The 16202-nt window shown below is 64.4% G+C and carries 19 protein-coding genes; 3 read left to right on the forward strand and 16 right to left on the reverse strand.

Annotated features, from left to right (window positions below; genetic code table 11):
- Positions 1–2: 2 nt before the first annotated feature.
- From BJI69_RS06730 to BJI69_RS06740, 3 genes are read right to left on the reverse strand one after another with little or no spacing between them, the layout of a single operon-like run.
- The gene (locus BJI69_RS06730) at positions 3–1022 is read right to left on the reverse strand and encodes an ABC transporter permease (protein WP_052766985.1); all 1020 of its coding nucleotides are present in this window, start codon (positions 1020–1022) and stop codon (positions 3–5) included.
- The gene (locus BJI69_RS06735; RefSeq protein ID WP_046965773.1) at positions 1019–2014 is read right to left on the reverse strand and encodes an ABC transporter permease; all 996 of its coding nucleotides are present in this window, start codon (positions 2012–2014) and stop codon (positions 1019–1021) included. Before BJI69_RS06735 ends, BJI69_RS06730 begins: the two co-directional genes overlap by 4 nt.
- Positions 2011–3561, reverse strand: a complete 1551-nt coding sequence (locus tag BJI69_RS06740; protein ID WP_052766986.1) for a sugar ABC transporter ATP-binding protein — start codon at positions 3559–3561, stop codon at positions 2011–2013. The genes BJI69_RS06735 and BJI69_RS06740 overlap by 4 nt, the downstream gene beginning before the upstream one ends.
- Positions 3562–3785: 224 nt before the next feature.
- Here BJI69_RS06740 and BJI69_RS06745 point away from each other — a divergent pair, with 224 nt between their 5' ends.
- Positions 3786–4808: a LacI family DNA-binding transcriptional regulator gene (locus BJI69_RS06745; protein ID WP_052766987.1), complete on the forward strand. Its 1023-nt coding sequence runs from the start codon at positions 3786–3788 to the stop codon at positions 4806–4808.
- Between the two features lie 20 nt (positions 4809–4828).
- On the opposite strand, the gene BJI69_RS06750 is transcribed toward BJI69_RS06745, so the two are convergent.
- The 9 genes from BJI69_RS06750 to BJI69_RS06790 all read right to left on the reverse strand — a co-directional run bounded on the left by BJI69_RS06750 (position 4829) and on the right by BJI69_RS06790 (position 10707).
- Positions 4829–5995, reverse strand: coding sequence for an AI-2E family transporter (locus BJI69_RS06750; protein ID WP_052766988.1), 1167 nt, complete (start codon positions 5993–5995; stop codon positions 4829–4831).
- Positions 5992–6321 (reverse strand): hypothetical protein, encoded by a 330-nt coding sequence (locus BJI69_RS06755; RefSeq protein ID WP_046965774.1) that lies wholly within the window; start codon positions 6319–6321, stop codon positions 5992–5994. The genes BJI69_RS06750 and BJI69_RS06755 overlap by 4 nt, the downstream gene beginning before the upstream one ends.
- A gap of 3 nt (positions 6322–6324) precedes the next feature.
- Positions 6325–6774, reverse strand: a complete 450-nt coding sequence (locus BJI69_RS06760) for an ABC transporter ATP-binding protein (protein ID WP_125903000.1) — start codon at positions 6772–6774, stop codon at positions 6325–6327.
- A gap of 59 nt (positions 6775–6833) precedes the next feature.
- Complete coding sequence (locus BJI69_RS06765) at positions 6834–7223, reverse strand: ElaB/YgaM/YqjD family protein (protein ID WP_244465182.1); 390 nt, start codon at positions 7221–7223, stop codon at positions 6834–6836.
- 200 nt (positions 7224–7423) lie between these two features.
- Positions 7424–7582: a DUF1328 domain-containing protein gene (locus tag BJI69_RS06770; protein WP_046965775.1), complete on the reverse strand. Its 159-nt coding sequence runs from the start codon at positions 7580–7582 to the stop codon at positions 7424–7426.
- 119 nt (positions 7583–7701) lie between these two features.
- The gene (locus BJI69_RS06775; RefSeq protein ID WP_046965776.1) at positions 7702–8325 is read right to left on the reverse strand and encodes a YbhB/YbcL family Raf kinase inhibitor-like protein; all 624 of its coding nucleotides are present in this window, start codon (positions 8323–8325) and stop codon (positions 7702–7704) included.
- Positions 8326–8345: 20 nt separating this feature from the next.
- On the reverse strand, positions 8346–9347 hold the full coding sequence (locus BJI69_RS06780) for a YheT family hydrolase (RefSeq protein ID WP_046965777.1): 1002 nt from the start codon (positions 9345–9347) through the stop codon (positions 8346–8348).
- The gene (locus BJI69_RS06785) at positions 9344–10144 is read right to left on the reverse strand and encodes a lysophospholipid acyltransferase family protein (protein ID WP_046965778.1); all 801 of its coding nucleotides are present in this window, start codon (positions 10142–10144) and stop codon (positions 9344–9346) included. The genes BJI69_RS06780 and BJI69_RS06785 overlap by 4 nt, the downstream gene beginning before the upstream one ends.
- An 83-nt stretch (positions 10145–10227) precedes the next feature.
- Entirely contained in the window at positions 10228–10707 is a 480-nt protein-coding gene (locus BJI69_RS06790) for an Lrp/AsnC family transcriptional regulator (RefSeq protein ID WP_046965779.1), read from the reverse strand.
- 139 nt (positions 10708–10846) lie between these two features.
- Between BJI69_RS06790 and phhA the strand changes: the two genes are divergently transcribed.
- The gene (gene phhA, locus BJI69_RS06795; RefSeq protein ID WP_046965780.1) at positions 10847–11734 is read left to right on the forward strand and encodes a phenylalanine 4-monooxygenase; all 888 of its coding nucleotides are present in this window, start codon (positions 10847–10849) and stop codon (positions 11732–11734) included.
- A gap of 61 nt (positions 11735–11795) precedes the next feature.
- On the forward strand, positions 11796–12053 hold the full coding sequence (locus BJI69_RS06800; RefSeq protein ID WP_125903001.1) for a hypothetical protein: 258 nt from the start codon (positions 11796–11798) through the stop codon (positions 12051–12053).
- Positions 12054–12383: 330 nt separating this feature from the next.
- Here the strand turns inward: BJI69_RS06800 and BJI69_RS06805 are convergent, their stop codons facing one another.
- The 4 genes from BJI69_RS06805 to BJI69_RS06820 form a co-directional block, all read right to left on the reverse strand.
- Positions 12384–13091: an SGNH/GDSL hydrolase family protein gene (locus BJI69_RS06805; RefSeq protein WP_046965782.1), complete on the reverse strand. Its 708-nt coding sequence runs from the start codon at positions 13089–13091 to the stop codon at positions 12384–12386.
- An 18-nt stretch (positions 13092–13109) separates the two neighbouring features.
- Positions 13110–13736 (reverse strand): RES family NAD+ phosphorylase, encoded by a 627-nt coding sequence (locus BJI69_RS06810; protein WP_342016328.1) that lies wholly within the window; start codon positions 13734–13736, stop codon positions 13110–13112.
- Between the two features lie 116 nt (positions 13737–13852).
- Positions 13853–14254 carry an MbcA/ParS/Xre antitoxin family protein gene (locus BJI69_RS06815; protein WP_046965783.1) on the reverse strand — a complete coding sequence of 134 codons (402 nt, stop codon included), beginning with the start codon at positions 14252–14254 and terminating at the stop codon, positions 13853–13855.
- Positions 14255–14455: 201 nt separating this feature from the next.
- Positions 14456–16192 (reverse strand): DUF885 domain-containing protein, encoded by a 1737-nt coding sequence (locus tag BJI69_RS06820; protein ID WP_125903002.1) that lies wholly within the window; start codon positions 16190–16192, stop codon positions 14456–14458.
- Between the last annotated feature and the right edge of the window lie 10 nt (positions 16193–16202).

Here is a 16202-nt window from a genome sequence, read left to right on the forward strand (position 1 = left end):
GCTCAAGGCGCGTCGTGTCGGGTGATGTCGGTTCCCGCAACGGCGGGCCGGCGGACGAAAGCGAGCAGGCGCCGGCCAAAACCACTGGCCCGGGTGCTGAAGAGGTTACGCACGGCGATCGAGCCGATCAGGATCGCGCCGGTGAGCATGGACGTCACCATGTCCGAGAAACCGGCGATGAGCATGCCTTGACGGAGCAGGCCCAGAAGAAGCACGGCGACGATAACGCCACCCATGCTGCCTTCGCCGCCAAAGATGCTCACTCCGCCGAGCACGACCATCGCGATGGTCGTAAGCAGAAGCACGTCACCCATGTCGGCACGCGCTGCACTGTAATAAGCCGACAGCACCAGACCGGCAAGCGCCGCCATCATTCCGCTGATGACGTACGCCGCGGCTAGCACGCGGGGCACCCGAATGCCCGAATACCGTGCCGCTTCGCTGTTGTAGCCCACGGTGACCAGCTTGCGTCCGAACGCACTGCGCCCGACCAGCAACCAGAACAGCACGGCCAGAGGGAGGAACAACAGCAGCTGGAAGGGAAACTGGAGGTGGCCCAGGCTGAGGGCACCTGAGCCCAGGCTGTTGAACGCATCGGGGAAACCCGACGGCGGAGCATCGCCGGCGACGGCTACCGCGGCACTGGTGTAGATGAAGCTCGTCGCCAGCGTGGCAATCAGAGGTTCGATCCGCAAGAAGACGATCACCGCGGCGTTGATGCCACCGAGGACGCCACCCACGGCGAGGCCGATCAGGCTGGCCACCCAGATGTTCAAGCCCATCGTCGCCCACAACTGCGCTGCCATGACGGCGGCGAGGCTGGCCGTGGCGCCCACCGACAGGTCGATGCCACCGGTGAAAATCACCAATGAGAGCCCCAGCGCGACGATGCCGAATGGCAGGAAGTTGCTCGTCATGCTGAGGAAGCCGGAGATGTCGTCGAAGAAACCCGGTACCCCAAGGCCGAAGCCCGTCGTCACGATGACGAGCAGGATCAGGAGCGATCGTTCCCAGGCGCTCATGCGCGCGATCCCCGACGGCGGCCGATGCCCGCCTGGACAGCGGCGAGGATCATCAGGCCCTCACCCGCCGAGTACCAGATCGGGGGCACGTGCAGGAAGACCAGGGCCGTCAGTACCACGGACAGGAACAGGCTACCGAGCACCGTACCGATGAGATTGCCACGACCACCCGCAATCGCGGTGCCGCCGATCAGAGATACGGCGATGGATTGCAGCTCGATGTGGTCGCCGGTGCCGGCGGTCACCGTCGCGGAGCCCGTGTAACAGAGGAACATGAGCCCAGCGAAAGCAGCGAGCGTACCCGACAACGCGTAGACCCTGATGCGTACCCAGGTCACGGGTAGCCCTGCGGCATAGGCGGCGGATGCGTTGTTGCCGACAGCCAGGACGGCTCGTCCGAATGCCGTGTGGCGGAGCACGTACCAGCACAGGGCGAGGACGACCAGGAGCACGACGACGGGCGTCGGCACCGGAACGATACCGAACAGGTGGCCGTTGCCGAAGGCCGCGAAGGTGGGCGGCACCGCGTCCACCTGGGTTCCATCGGAATAGAGGAAGGTCAGCCCGCTGTAGAGGCTGTAAGTTCCGAGCGTCACGACGATGGGCGGGATGTCCATGGTCGCGACAAGAAGTCCGTTGATCGTACCCAGGACCAGCCCGATCGACAGGGCCAGCGGCAGCGCGACGGCAAGGGAAAGCCCATGCGTCTGCGCAAGCAATCCGCAGACCATCGCCGCCAGACCCAGGATCGGTGCGACGGAGAGGTCGATGCCACGCATCGCGATCACCAGGGTCTGGCCCAGCGCCACGAGCGAGAGCACCACCGAGTTGAGCAACATGAAGCGCAGGTTCTGCGCGCCGACAAAATCGTGGTTGAGCAGGCCGACCATCACGGTCAAACCCAGCGTCACGGCGACGAGCATCAACTCACGTGTCATGGCGAAGCGCGGCGCGACGACCGGGCGACGCGAAGGCATGGCGATGGCACTCACGTCGCGCCCTCCACGTTCGCACTGCCAAGATAGGAAGCGCTGACCGCCGCGGCGGTGATGCCTTCACCGGTCAGCTCCGCGACCAACTCGCCTTCATAGAGGGAAAGCACGCGATCACAAAGGCGCACCAGTTCTTCGGTTTCCGAGGAGATCACCAGGACCGCCATGCCGTCACGCGCCATGGCTTCGATCAGTTCGTAGATTTCTTCCTTCGATCCCACGTCGACGCCCCGGGTCGGCTCATCGAGGATGGCGACCTTCGGTCCCGTGGCAATCCACTTGCTGAAGACGACTTTCTGCTGGTTGCCACCCGATAGTTCCCGTAGCGGTTGATCGAGACCGGCGCAACGCACGCGGAAATCACGAACCGCCGTCTCACCGAGGCGCGTCTCGTCCGCGCCGCTGAGAAGACCCGCGGATTGTCGCACGCGCTCGAGCAGCCCTGAGGTCACGTTCTGCGCGATCGTCATCGACAGGACGGCACCGTGACGTGCCCGGTCTTCCGGCACATACACCAGTCCCTTCCGGATCAAGTCATGGCACGGCTTGCCGGTCACCACCTCGCCCGCGAGGCGGACCCGGCCGGCCGTCGGGCGGCGGACACCGAAGATCGTTTCGGCGATTTCCGTGCGCCCCGCACCGACCAGGCCGGCCAGTCCGAGGATTTCACCGCGACGTAGCTGGAAGCCGATCCGGCGAAAGGAGGGCTCGCTGGCGAGGTCGTCCACTTCGAGCACCGTTTGCCTGGTGACATAGCTGGCTTCACGCCTCGGTATGTCGCGCAGCGTCCGCCCGACCATCGTCGAGAGCAGGCGGGCGCGGTCGAAACTGCCACGCTCCGCACTGTCGACCAGGCGGCCGTCGCGAAGAACGGCGACATCGTCACTGATCTCCAGCACTTCCTCCGTGCGGTGGCTGATGAAACTCAGCGTGCAGCCGTCGGCCGCGAGGCGGCGCATGATCGTGAACAGGTTGTCCACCTCGTGCGAGGTGAGCGGCGAGGTCGGTTCGTCGAAAAGAATGATGCGGCAGTCGTGCAACAGCGCCTTCGCGCATTCCACCAACTGGAGCTGCGCGATGCTGAGCGTCTTCGCGCAACGGTCGATGTCGATGTCCAGGTCGAGCATGTGCAACACAGCCTGCGCGCGACGGCGCACATCCTTCCAGTCGACATGACGGAAGATCGCACCGGTCATGGGAAGGCGACCGAGAAACATCGTCTCCGCCACGGTCAACTCAGGCAGCAGCATCGGCTCCTGCGGCACGAGGTGAATGCCGTGGGCGTGGGCGGCGTGGGGCGAACTCAGTCGAAGCGATTCGCCGTTGAGCGTGATTTCGCCAGCGGTGGGCTGCAACTGACCAGCGAGGATGCGGAACATGGTGGACTTGCCGGCGCCGTTCTCGCCCATCAGGGTCAGGATGCGTCCGGGACGAAGTTCGAGGTCGATGCCGCGCAGTACGTCCACGGGGCCGAACTGCTTGACGATGCCGCGGGCGCCGAGCACGGCGTGCGCGGTGACGTCGCGGGGAACGGACAACTGGATCACGACACCTCCGGCCAACGCGTGAGAATGCGGGGTACCACGTGGGCCGGACTATAGGCCCGTCGAGATGGTAGCGCAATCATTTCATCGCGTTGATGTAAAAGGTTTTAATGATGCGGCGCACAAGAATAAGTGAATAACCGAGGGCTGGCCGAGCGCCGGTGTTTGCATCATCATCCCGCTTCGATCAGGGTGTTAGCGCGAACATCGAAGGAGTCGATCAACCCATGAGTCCCGCCAAAGTCCCCGCCGAGCGCACGGTGACACTGAAAGACGTGGCCGAGCACGCGGGCGTTTCGCCGATGACGGTGTCACGCGCGCTGAACAAGCCGGAGACCGTCTCGGATGCGCTGCGTGCGCGCATCGATGCGGCCGTGGATGCACTGGGTTATGTACAGAACCTCGTCGCCGGCGCCCTGGCGTCGGCGGGCTCGAACGTCATCCCCGTCATCGTGCCCTCGCTGTCGAATACCGTGTTCGTCGAGATCGTCGCCGGCATCCAGGAAGTCGCGCAGACCGCCGGCTTCCAACTCATGCTGGGAAATACCGAGTACGACCTCGAACGCGAATACACCGCGGTCTCCACCTTTCTCGGCTGGTCGCCGCCGGGCATGATCATCGCCGGCATGCGCCACCTCGACCGCACGCGCAACCTGCTCAAGCGCTGGGGCAAGCCGGTCGTGGAGACGATGGAGTTCGGTGCGCAGCCGATCGACATGAACGTCGGGCTATCGCATTTCAAGGCCGGCGAGGCGATGACCCGGCATCTGGTCGAGCGTGGTTATCGACAGATCGTCTTCGTCGGCTGCCGGATCGACGCCGACTATCGCGCCGCGCAGCGCTACAAAGGCATGGACCGCGTGCTGGCAAGGCATGGCCTGGCACGGCGCGACCCGATCTCGTACACCGAGCCGAGCAATCCCGAGCGCGGCGGCGACGCGCTGATGGAGATACTGGACATCAAGCCGAAAGTCGACGCGATCTTCTTCGCCAATGACGATCTCGCTGTTGGCGCCATCCTGCGCGCGCAGCGCGAAGGCATCGCCATTCCTAAACGAATCGCCGTCGCCGGCTTCAACGGACTGCCTTTTGCGAGCCTGGTCACGCCCGCACTGACAACCATCATGTCGCCTCGTCACGAAATCGGCCGGATCGCCGCGCAGCAGTTGATCGAACGGATTTCGGGGCGCACCCCGGCCCGGCGGCGCGTCGACGTGTCATTCGAGCTGCAGGTGCGGGAGAGCACCTGACACGCCAGCGCGGGGTCGCCTCAGCGCGAAATGATGTGCGCGAACCACTCCCAGCCGCGCAGCTTGGCGGTGATGAGTTTGACGCAGGTCAGCATCGGAACAGCGAGCAAGGCGCCGGGAATGCCCCATATCCAGCCCCAGACCAGCAACCACAGCAGGATGGCGACGGGGCTCAAACGCGAACGGCGACCCTGGAGCATCGGCGTAAGCAGGTTGCCCTCGATCGCCGTGATGCCGGCGAAGGTCGCCGCCGGCAGGAGCGCCGGGCCGAGTTCCTGGAAGTGCAGCACGCCGACGATCGACAGAATCGTCGTCGTGGTAATCGCACCGACATACGGAATGAAGTTGGCGATCGCAGCGACCGAACCCCACAACAGCGGATCCGGCACACCGTAGAGATAAAGCATGCCCGCCGTGACCAGTCCCAGCGTGGCGTTGATGGCCGCGGTCAGCAACAAGTAGCTCGACACTTCCGTCTGGATGCTGCGTACGATGCTTACGGTGTGCCGCTTGTACGCGAACGTGGGCGATATCTCGACGGCTCGCCGGAGGATCTCATCGCCGTAGACGAGGAAGAAGAACACAAGCAATGCCACGGTCAGCACGCTGGCCAGCACCTTCGGCGCACCGGCGACGATGTCCCAAGCGGTGAAGTTGAAGTCGTTTGCCGCCTGCGGCGCGTTACGCGCGACCGTCCCGCCGACGAGTGTCTGCGTGGCCCGGCTGGCAGCCTCGATCTGCTGCGTCATCGGCTTGATCTTCGGCGCGAAGGTACGCATCGCCGCCGGAGCCTCGTGAAACCAGTTCAGTGCGGGGGTCGACAACGTCGCCACGGCGGAGACAAGGCCCAGTCCGAGCAGCAACATGACGGTGACAGCGGCGAACCAGCGCGGCAGGCGAATGCGCGCCGCGGCCACCACGATCGGATTCAACGCCAGGCCGATGAAGGCGGCGAGCACCAAAGGAACGAGCAGGGATTTGCCGATCGCCACCGTGTAGACGGCGGCGAGCAGAATCATGCCGGTCAGCGAGATACGTATGGCACGCAAGTGACGCGAGATGCGTCGTGTGCTGCGGCTGCTGCCGGCCTTGCGCCGCGACCGCGCGATGGCGAGCGAAGACACAGCGACACCGGGTCCCGCCTCGGATGGCAGCGGCGCAGGCAGAGGGCTGGGAAAGTCGCTCACGCGACCTCGTCAGCCACATCGGCCGTGGCATCCGCGGCGCCACCAGCAAGATCGCCGAGGAAACTGCCAGCCGCCATCGAGATCACTTTGCCGATGATGTCGGCCGTGCCACCCGCAACCAGGCCACTCACACCTGGCACGGCGAGAGGATTGACCTTGATGCTGCTCAGGAGCACACCGGAGCCGGCGGCGATGCCCAGGACGGTGAGCGGATATTCGTAGCCGCGTGCTATCAGCGCCGCCGCCGGTGCGACGGTCGCCTCACGCGCCAAGGCCACTTCGGCCCGCGCCTTGGTCACTTTCGCCAAGCTGTTGAAGATGCTCATCGATCAGTCCTCCGCCCTTAGCTCGCCCTCGGCCTTGCCCTGGGTCGCCGCTTCCCGGGCAAGGATAGCCAGTTCAGCCCGCGACGCCGGAAGGGTAAGCCAGTGCATCGCCCGACGGAACACCAGGATCGCCACGATGAGCAGGACCAATTGAATGCCGGCAAGCGCGGCGAGCGCCCAGGCCCAGGAACCGAACCATTGGGCCAATCCCCAGCCAGCCAACGCCAGTAGCGTGAACCCCAAGGCCACGGCGAACACGATCGCGGCCAGCCCCATGAAGAGCATCAGCGTGATGCCGCTACGCGCCAGGCCCAACTCCGCCACGATCAGCCGGGTCTGCGCACCGAAGAGTTGCTTCAGTCCCAGCCCCAGCTTGCGTACGTCATCGAACCAGGCGGGCATCTTCACGCCGGACGCCTTGGGCGTCTCCGCACCACGTTCTGGTTCGTCCACTGCACTCTGCCCCGAGGGACCGTCTTCCAACATGCGTCTAGCCCCCGGGGAGATGTGGATCAGCTACGCAGGATGCGACCGGCGAGCCAGCCGGCAGCGATCGCCAGCGCGATGGACTGTACCGGCTTCTCACGAACATAGTCGCGCGCGGTGTCGAGCCAGTCGTTCGCGGTGTCGACCGCTTCGCCATACGCTTCCTTGCCGCGAAGCTTGGCTTCTTCCGCTTTCTCGGCCGCCAGCGTCGCGCCATAGGCGGCTTTGTCGGTCGCATGGTGCAGCGACGACTCCACCTTGTCCGCAGCGCGATCCACGACATCCTTCGTGCGGTCGACGGCCTCGGATGTGGCCTGCTTCACTCGCTCGGCGCTGGCGTCGATACGTTCGGCAGCCGTTACGGTGTTCGCCGCAGCGGTTGCGGCATTGGCGACATGGTCGGCGGGCTTGTTCATAACGAAGTTCTCCGGGAGCGGGGTAGGACAAGTTAGGACAGGATGAGTGAGGTAAAGGTCATCGTTGCCACGGTGTCGCAGGCAGTGCAATGGCGCGGCCGCACTATCGCGCGACCACGCGCAAACCGGGATGGGGGCGGTGGCGTCCGCCGCGGGGAGACCCCTTGCGGCGACAAGGACACCGCGCCAGCCCATGGGGACTAGACGCTACGGCCGCGGAAGAACGAAATGATGGCCAGGATCAGGAAGATGACGAAGAGGATCTTCGCGATGCCGGCTGCCGTGCCCGCTATGCCGCCGAAACCGAAAACCGCGGCAATGATCGCGATGACGAGAAAGACGAGGGCATAGTGCAGCATGGTCGGGTACTCCAGTGAGGGGAAGGCGCGGTACCCATTTAGTCCCGGCCCCCGCGCATGCCGCGTGAAGTTATGCCCCGAAACTCAAACGTCGTTCAGCCTCACGCTTCACCTCGCCGTCACGCTTTCACTTTGGGATTGAGCGAGTAGGTACCGGTAATGACGGCCTCGTCCACTACATGTCCTTTGATGACGTCGCGCAGCTCGGCCAGCGAGAACCCGTTTTCGAGCGGCACCGTGTCGACGTCCAGTGCATAGACGTGGAAATGGTAGTGGTGCGCAATGGAGTCGTTCCACGGCGGACAGGGGCCGTCGTACCCGTGGTAATGGCCTTCCATATCGCGATCGCCCTTGAACCAGCCCGTGTAGCTGTTGAGGCCCTGGACCGAGCCCGGCGCGCCGACCGGATCCTTCTTGCCGCGGGCCACGATGCCTTCGCCGCAGGCGCCTTCGCCCAGTTCCCGGCATTCCAGCGGGATGTTGGCCATCAGCCAGTGCACGAACTCCACGCGTGGCAGGGTGCGGGGCACTTCGCGTCCTTCGACGTTGACGTCGTCCGCCTTGGACGGAACATCCGTATCGATGACGGCAATGGCGAACGATTTCGCCGTGCCCGGCACTTCGGTCCAGGCCAGGTGGGGCGTGACGTTACCCGCCGGCTTGATGGGCTCGCCGATCTCCATGAACGCGTACGTGGCCGGGATGGGCTTGCCGTTCTCGATGCTGTCGCTCTTCAGGCGCATAGGGATCTCCTCGTTGGGTTTCAGCGGGCGATCGCGTTGAAACGGGCCGCGATGTAGTCGTCCGTAAAGCTGGTCATGCTGAAATCGCGTATGAAGCCGCAATGGCCACCGTAGCTGGCGATATCGAGCTCGATATTCGGCGGCAGGCGCAGGGCATGGAACGCGCCGATCGGAATGACGGGATCGTCGCTCGAGGTCAGGATCGTGGCCGGAACGTGCATGTTCATGAGCCGGTCGCCGGCGATCGAGTAGCCGTCGAGATAGGCCTCGAGTGAACCGAAGTCCGTGTGGCGCAGGACCAGGGAGGCCGTGAGCTCACGCATGTTCTGCTTGAGTTCGTTGAGCTCGAAGTACGTCTGCTGCGGGAAAGCCTCTTGCTTGAGGCGGAGCGACCGGCGCCATTTCTGCATGAAATAGGCGTGGTAGATCCACGGCGCTTCCTTCTCGAGGGAAAACAGACCCTCGGCCGGATCCACGATGGGGCAGACCGCGAGGACGTAATCCAGCGGCACGCCCTGCGACGGCGCCAGCATGGCCGCGCGCAGCGCGAAATTCCCACCGAGCGAAAACCCCGCCACGCCGATCGTCTTCGCGGGGAACATCCGGGCGATCTCGCCCAGGGCGGTGACCACTTCGTCGATCCGGCAGGAGTGGAACAGCGCCTCGTTCAGCCCGTGGCTATCGCCGTGGTCGCGGAAGTTCAGGCGGAACACATCCCAGCCATCTTCGAGCAGGCGGCTACCCGTCTGCAGCACGTAGGTCGAGTCGACGCTGCCCTCCCAGCCGTGGAACAGGATCGCCAGTCCGCGTGATTCGCGGCCGGTGGCCTGGGCCGTGTAACGACCACTGAGCCGATCGCCCTGGCCCACGTCGACCAGCACTTCGCGCGCGTCCACCTGCACCTGGTGTGCGCGTTTGGGCAGCAACCGACGGCGGACGCCGCTGGAGGAAAGCATGGTCTGGATGTGCCCGCTGCGCAGCGGCCACGGCGGCAGGAAGTCTGAGCCTTTAGGCAGACTCATGCGGGCGTATCGGTGTCCAGGGCCAGCGCGATGCGCTCGCGCGATGCCTCGGCCATCCGCCGGCGGCCATCGGCCGATACCGGCACGGGCTCGAGGAAGTGCACTTCGACGTCCAGCGGGGCCTCACCCAACAGACGGATGACGTTGCCCATGAAGGTCTCGTTTTCACGGAACCCCGCGTCGATGACGCGGCGACCCTGGCGCGCGAAGCGCAGCGCGACCGGCTGGACCGGCACCTCGGCATCGAGCGCCGCCTGGAAGATGCGGGCGTGGAAGATCCGGAGCACGCCGTTGTGGCCCGTACCGCCCTCGGGGAATACCGCCACCGCGCGGCCCGCGCGGAGCCGTTCGACCATCACCGCCATGACCGAAGCCAGCGAATGGTTGCTGCCGCGGCGATGGAAAATCGTGCCACCCCTCGCAGCCATCCAACCGACCAGCGGCCAGCCGGCGATCTCGGCCTTGGCGACAAAGCAGGCGGCGCGCTGCGAATGCACCACGGTGATGTCGAGCCAGGAGGTGTGGTTGGCTACAAAAAGGACCGGATCCGCCAGTGGCGTGCCGAAACGACGGCTGCGGAAGCCGAAGATACGAAGCAGCAGGACCGACCACAGCCGGATCGCACGGTGGGCGAACGGCTCGCGGCCGTTCTTCATCACGCCGCCGGCCCAGCTCAGCACGAGGGCGCAGATCAGGATGGCGAGCACGATATGCAGCAACACCAGCGGGATTCGCCATAGATAGCGAAGCGGACGCATGCGGTCGCGGGAGCTCAGGTTGGCGGAGGTGGCTTCCATCAAGAACACAAGATTAACGATGGCTGGGCTGTGCCGCTAGAGGAAGTTGTCTTTGTTCTTAAGAGACGCGGGCTTGCGATCTGCTAGACCGCCACGTTACCGAGCGGCAAGGCCGTCGAAGCCTTGACCGTGCGTAAGACAAAGCTCGTATTGACGTCGGCGACGCCCGCCGCGTTGAGGAGGCGATCGAGCAGAAAGCGTGAGAATCCGTCGAGGTCCGCAACGTAGACCTGAAGCAGGTAGTCCATGTCACCCGTCAGGGCGTAGCAGGACACCACCTCGTCCCATTCGGCCACGCGCTCGGTGAACTGGTCGATCGCCTCGGCCTCGTGCCGGGAAAGCTGCACCCGGACGAAGGCCTGGAGCCCCAGGCCGAGCGAGCGCGGTTCCAGGCGGGCGCCGTAACCCGCAATCACGCCATCGGCCTCGAGCTTCTGCATGCGACGCAGGCAGGCCGAGGGGGAAAGGTTTATCTCCGCCGCCAGTTCGGCATTGGTGATCCGGCCGTGGGTTTGCAGGGTGGCCAGAATGCGCAGGTCCGTGCGGTCCAGGGTCGCTTGCATGTTTCTGTCGCCATTGGCCTGAATGGAGATGCAATGTTGCACTACACGCCCTTTGGCGCGCAACAACACAAGCCTATTGCGGCAGTTCCCCGCTAAGCTGGTTTTCCGATAACCCGCAGCAGCCCCAAGGAGGCCCGCCATGGACACCCCCCGTCGCGTCGAACACCAGCAGACCGATCGCGGTTATGTGCCCGTCTATGCAACCGGCACCGTGGAGCAGCCGTGGGAGAGCTACTCGAAGACCGATCACGAGGTCTGGGACACGCTATACAAGCGTCAGCGTGAGCTGCTGCCGGCGTACGCCTGCCAGGAGTTTCTTGACGGCGTGGAGCGCTTCGGCCTGGGCGATGGCGGCATCCCGCGCTTTTCCGAGCTGAACAAGGTGCTGGGCGACGCCACCGGCTGGGAAGTCGTGGCCGTGGAAGGCCTGTTGCCGGACGAGGTATTTTTCGACCATCTGGCCAACCGCCGTTTTCCGGTCAGCTGGTGGATCCGCAAGCCGGATCAGCTCGATTACCTTTCCGAGCCGGACCTGTTCCACGACCTCTTCGGCCACGTGCCGCTGCTGCTCAACCCGGTGTTCGCCGACTACATGCAGGCGTACGGCAAGGGTGGCATGAAGGCGCATGCGATCGGCCCCGAAGCCCTGATGAACCTGACACGCCTCTACTGGTACACGGTGGAGTTTGGCCTGATCCGGACGGACAAGGGCCTGCGTATCTACGGGGCGGGCATTGTCAGTTCCAAGGGCGAGTCGATCTACTCGATCGATTCCCCGGCGCCGAACCGCATCGGCTTTGACCTGGAGCGTGTGATGAACACGCGCTACAGGATCGATACCTTCCAGCAGACCTACTTCGTCATCGATGATTTCGCCCAGTTGTTCGACGCCACGCGTCCGGACTTCACACCGATCTACGGCACGCTTGCCGATAGCTCGGCGGTGGCGGCCGGCGAGGTTCTTCCAGGCGACCACGTCTTCCACCGTGGCACCCGCGAGGGCTTCGCTTCAGGCGCTGACAACTGAATCTCAACGATGCCCTAACGAATGGGCCTCTAGGATGGGCTTACTTTCCGCTGAACAGGGTGTGTCCATCGTGGTCGTCTTCGATATTCCGTTCGAGTCCGTGGGTCCGGGTCTCTGGCTGTTGCAGAAGAACGAAGCGGAATACGGTGAATTCTGTTCGAGGGATGACGCCCTGGAATGCGCGGTAAGCGAAGCCCGGCGGATCGAGCAGACCCATGCGTTCTCCGACATCGTGCTGAACATCGAAGGAAACGACGGCGTGTGGCGGGCTTTCGACACGTCCATCCGGCCATACGCGAGTCGCAGCCGCACCATCTGATTCAGATATGACGCGTTTCCTGGCGGGCGGGTGGGTCGATGACTCGCCCGCCCGTTTTGTTGTGTCTGTGAGAGCTGGATGTCTGTGGGAGCCGGCTGTGCCGGCGATGGGTGCTTGCTTCTACCTAGCTTTCGCCGCTGAAGCGGCTCCCAGAAAAAATAAAACCCCGGCAGCCAGGGGAGGAGCTGCCGGGGTCGGTGTCGGGTCCAGGCTATCAGGGGAAATAGCGGGACCCGGGACAGAAGGACCAATGGAAGCCGGTCGTCTGACAACAGGTCGCCTCTCGGCGATCACAGACTTAGATAAGGGCGATCGCGTGAAGTTCCCGCATCATGGGGTGGTCGCGTTTTGCTTGCGTTTATCTTCAGCGGCCATCGCGTGCTCCGCGAGCCACGGCTTCACCTGTGCAACCCACAGCGCATAGCCCTTCGCTGTCATATGTAACCCATCGTCGATGAACAGATCCGGCTTCGGCTGACCCTGCGCGTCGAGCATCGCCGGCACCACGTCGAGGAAAGCGACGTTGCTCTGCGTCATCGCCCAGTCACGGATGAGCTTATCGGCCTGCAGGATCTGCGGCAGCAGGGCGATGCGAGCGACGCTGGGCTTGATGGCGATGAAGGCGATCGGCAGATGCGGCTGCGCCTGGCGGACCTTGCCGACGAAGGCGGCGAAATCGTCGCGCACCTGCTCCGGCGAATCGCCACCTTGCAGATCGTTGTCGCCGGCATACATCACCAGGGCCGCGGGGTGGTAAGGCTCCACGATGCGCTCGGCGAAGGCGGTGGAATCGTCCAGGTCGGAACCACCAAAGCCACGGTTGATGACGCGATAACCCGGGAAATCCGTGGGGAGCGTCTTCCAGAAGCGGATCGACGAACTGCCGATGAAGAGCACGGCGTTGGCGGGCGGAGGATTGGCTTTGTCCGAGGCCTCGAAGGCCTGGATATCGGCATTCCATCGGTCGTGGTCGGCCTCTTTGGCAAGAGCACCGAAGGAAAAAACGAAAAGGATGAGGAGGATCGTCAGGCGGGTCATTCGAAACACCGTAACCGCTTACGGTCGACGAGGTAACCCCTGGCGTTCGACGGGTGTCACCTTCAGCACGGCCTCGACGCGCGCACCGTTCCAGCGATAAATGAGGTGCTCGGCCTGTATGCAAGGGGCAACCAGGTCGGGATAGAACACGGCAACGCATTCGCCGCCTTCGTGGCGCGCGCTGTCGTAGACGATGCCGTTCGAGCCCTCGTCGCGCAGGCGACGGGCCAGCCTCATGCTGGCGGTGTACGAGTCGGGATCGTGCTCCGCCGGCCAGCCGCCACGAATGTCGTGCAGTTTTCCTGCGATGGCCGTCTTGTAGCAGCGCACCTGCACGTCGGTCGGCGGCTCGTGCGTGGCCGTAAGGAAGGCTTCGCGATGGAAGACGGTTTCCTCGATCGCCGTGGCGATGCTGTGCGCGGCGTAGAACGCGCCCCAGTGCCCATCGGAAAAGCGACTGCCCTCAGGCGGGACGTGCGCAAAGGCCGCCATGATCGGCGTCGTACCGGGTCCAGAGACACGTCGGCCTGGTGGAACCAGGCTCAGGGCGCCGATTTCATCCCGCAGGCGTGGATTGGTCAGCGACTCGATCGCCATGACCGCATCGATGTCCTTCGGATCGGCAATCCGGTCGAACAGGCCCACTGGTGGGAACCGGCTGGGAACGATGCGGTAGGCGTGCGTCCAGCGGATGCGACGGAGGGGAGGTTGCGGCGAGCCCCCATCGCCGCTGACGCGGCTTCTGCCTGAGGGTGGGGCGCTCACCCGTTCCAGCCGCGCTGGGCGTCCAGGTACTGACGGACCACGTAGAGGTCGGCGACGTTGCCTGAAAGCATGCGATCGAGGGCGGGGCGCCCCCCGAACAATGAGGCGTCATTGGGCTTTCGTAGCCAGGCATCGGCCTGGGCGGGATCGGGAAAGAGGATCTGGAGGTCCTTCCAGATACCGAGCAGGTAGCTGATTCGCTCGATGACGTCGCGGGAGGGCGTGCCGTCCTGCTGTTTCTTCCACTTGAAGTACGTCGACTCGGGCGGGTCGCCGAGCAGGGTGCGCTGCTCGGTGACGCGGAGCTTCCAGCGTTCGGCCAAGGCGAAAAAGGCCCGCAATGCGGGACCGCCGAGGTCGCCGGTGGGTAGGGGTTCGGCGTGGATGACTGAATGCATCGCTGCTCTACCTGTGGAGTTATTTGGCAATATACCCCATAGGTGTACCTGAGTCACGGAAAGATCGGTGGACATGTGCCCTTGTGGGAGCCGATTCATCGGCGATCCCGCGGCAGCGGGCCAGAGCTCATCTGGGATGGGGGAGCTTGCGGCTAAGCCGCTTCGTTGGCTTTTCGCCGCTGAAGCGGCTCCTACATTTCCTTATTTCTTGGAGGCGATCCAGGCGTCGACGTGTTGCTCGAGCACCGGCAGCGGTACCGAGCCCAGGGCGAGGACGGTGTCGTGGAAGGCGCGAAGGTCGAATTTCTCGCCCAACTGCGCTTCGGCGCGCTCGCGAAGCTCGCGAATCTTCAGGTAGCCCAGTTCATAGGACAGCGCCTGCCCGGGCCAGCTGATGTAGCGATCCACCTCGTTGGCGATCTCGCGCTGGCTGAGGGCGGTGTTCTGCGTGAGGTAGTCGATCGCCTGCTGGCGCGTCCAGCCCAGGTGATGGATGCCGGTGTCGACAACCAGACGGCAGGCACGCCACATCTGGTAGGTGAGGTAGCCGAAGTGCTCGTAGGGCGTGTGGTAGATGCCCATTTCCTCGCCGAGATACTCGGAGTAAAGCGCCCAGCCCTCACCGTAGGCCGAGATGTAGCCGTCACGACGGAACGGCGGCAGCCCGTCCTGTTCGGCCGACAGCCCCAGCTGCAGGGCATGACCCGGCATCGACTCGTGCAGGGTCAGCGCCGGCATGTTGAAGAGGGGGCGCGACGGCAGGTCATAGGTATTGACCAGATAGACGTCCGCACCGCCACGGCCCGAGGTGTAGTACGGCGCGATGTCTGCCGGAACGGGTTCGATCGCAAAGCGCTGGCGAGGCAGCAGGCCGAAGTACTTGCCCAGCTTGCCGTCCACCTGCTTGGCCACCCACGCCGTGCGCATGAGCAACTCGTCCGGTGTCTTCGCATAGAACTGGGGATCGGTGCGCAGGAATTGCAGGAACGCCGGGAAGTCCCCCTTGAAACCGGTGTCCTTCATCGTCTCGAGCATGGCTTCATGGATCTTCGCCACCTCGCGCAGGCCGATCGCATGGATCTCGTCGGGCGAAAGGTCCAACGTGGTGTACTCGCGGATCTGCTGGCGGTAGTACGCCTTGCCGTCCGGCAGCGATTCCGCGGCCAGCGTGGGTCGCGCCTTCGGCACGTACTCGGTGCGGAAGAAGGTCAAGAGCTTGCCGTAGGCGGGAATCACGCCCTGGGCGATCGCGCTGCGTGCGTCGGCGCGAAGCGCTTCGGCGTCCTTGGCAGGCAAGGACTTGGGCAGGGTCTTGAAGGGCTTGTAGAGCGCACTGTCTTCCGGGTTCTTCAGCTCGGCCACGGCAGCGATCGAGACATCGCGTCCATCGAGCACGTCGCGCGGCACGGTGAAGCCACGCGCCAGCCCGAGGCGCATGTTGGCGATTTCCTGATCCATATAGGCCGGAATCTGCCGCACGCGCTCGATGTAGTGCCGGTAGTCCTCGCGCGTGCGCAGGTCGTCGCCATGTAGCACGTAGCCTACGTCGGACCAGAACGCCGAGTCGCTGTTGAACGGCATCTGCCACTGGGCAAAGCGCTGTGCGGCCGCGAGATTGAAGATCTGCTCGTGGTACACCGCGTAGTCCACGCGAACCGTGCCGCTGAGGCTGCGCGGGTCGATGCGATCGAGCTGCGCCAGCACATCGTTCCAGTAAGCCAGGCGCCGCGCCTGGCTGGCGGCATCCACCGTATCCAGCCGACCGTCACCAGGCTGCGCTTCACCCGAGGTGAGGATGCCGGCCTGCCCGTTACGCCAGCTCCATTCCTTCGTATAGATGCCCTTGAAGGCCTCGTCCGGCGACGCGGTGGGCGTGGCGGCGTGGGCGGTAGCGGCGAACATACCGGCGAAGGCGATGGCGCGGATCCAGGGAGACATGCAGGAGACC

The sequence above is a fragment of the Luteibacter rhizovicinus DSM 16549 genome, from assembly GCF_001887595.1.
Lineage (GTDB): Bacteria > Pseudomonadota > Gammaproteobacteria > Xanthomonadales > Rhodanobacteraceae > Luteibacter > Luteibacter rhizovicinus.

Excerpts from the sequence above, each read along its gene's own strand:
- BJI69_RS06730 (WP_052766985.1), bottom strand. The coding sequence starts at position 1,022 with ATGAGCGCCTGGGAACGATCGCTCCTGATCCTGCTCGTCATCGTGACG.
- BJI69_RS06745 (WP_052766987.1), top strand. The coding sequence starts at position 3,786 with ATGAGTCCCGCCAAAGTCCCCGCCGAGCGCACGGTGACACTGAAAGAC.
- BJI69_RS06755 (WP_046965774.1), bottom strand. The coding sequence starts at position 6,321 with ATGAGCATCTTCAACAGCTTGGCGAAAGTGACCAAGGCGCGGGCCGAA.
- BJI69_RS06765 (WP_244465182.1), bottom strand. The coding sequence starts at position 7,223 with ATGAACAAGCCCGCCGACCATGTCGCCAATGCCGCAACCGCTGCGGCG.
- BJI69_RS06770 (WP_046965775.1), bottom strand. The coding sequence starts at position 7,582 with ATGCTGCACTATGCCCTCGTCTTTCTCGTCATCGCGATCATTGCCGCG.
- BJI69_RS06775 (WP_046965776.1), bottom strand. The coding sequence starts at position 8,325 with ATGCGCCTGAAGAGCGACAGCATCGAGAACGGCAAGCCCATCCCGGCC.
- BJI69_RS06780 (WP_046965777.1), bottom strand. The coding sequence starts at position 9,347 with ATGAGTCTGCCTAAAGGCTCAGACTTCCTGCCGCCGTGGCCGCTGCGC.
- BJI69_RS06785 (WP_046965778.1), bottom strand. The coding sequence starts at position 10,144 with ATGGAAGCCACCTCCGCCAACCTGAGCTCCCGCGACCGCATGCGTCCG.
- BJI69_RS06790 (WP_046965779.1), bottom strand. The coding sequence starts at position 10,707 with ATGCAAGCGACCCTGGACCGCACGGACCTGCGCATTCTGGCCACCCTG.
- phhA (WP_046965780.1), top strand. The coding sequence starts at position 10,847 with ATGGACACCCCCCGTCGCGTCGAACACCAGCAGACCGATCGCGGTTAT.
- BJI69_RS06805 (WP_046965782.1), bottom strand. The coding sequence starts at position 13,091 with ATGACCCGCCTGACGATCCTCCTCATCCTTTTCGTTTTTTCCTTCGGT.
- BJI69_RS06815 (WP_046965783.1), bottom strand. The coding sequence starts at position 14,254 with ATGCATTCAGTCATCCACGCCGAACCCCTACCCACCGGCGACCTCGGC.
- BJI69_RS06820 (WP_125903002.1), bottom strand. The coding sequence starts at position 16,192 with ATGTCTCCCTGGATCCGCGCCATCGCCTTCGCCGGTATGTTCGCCGCT.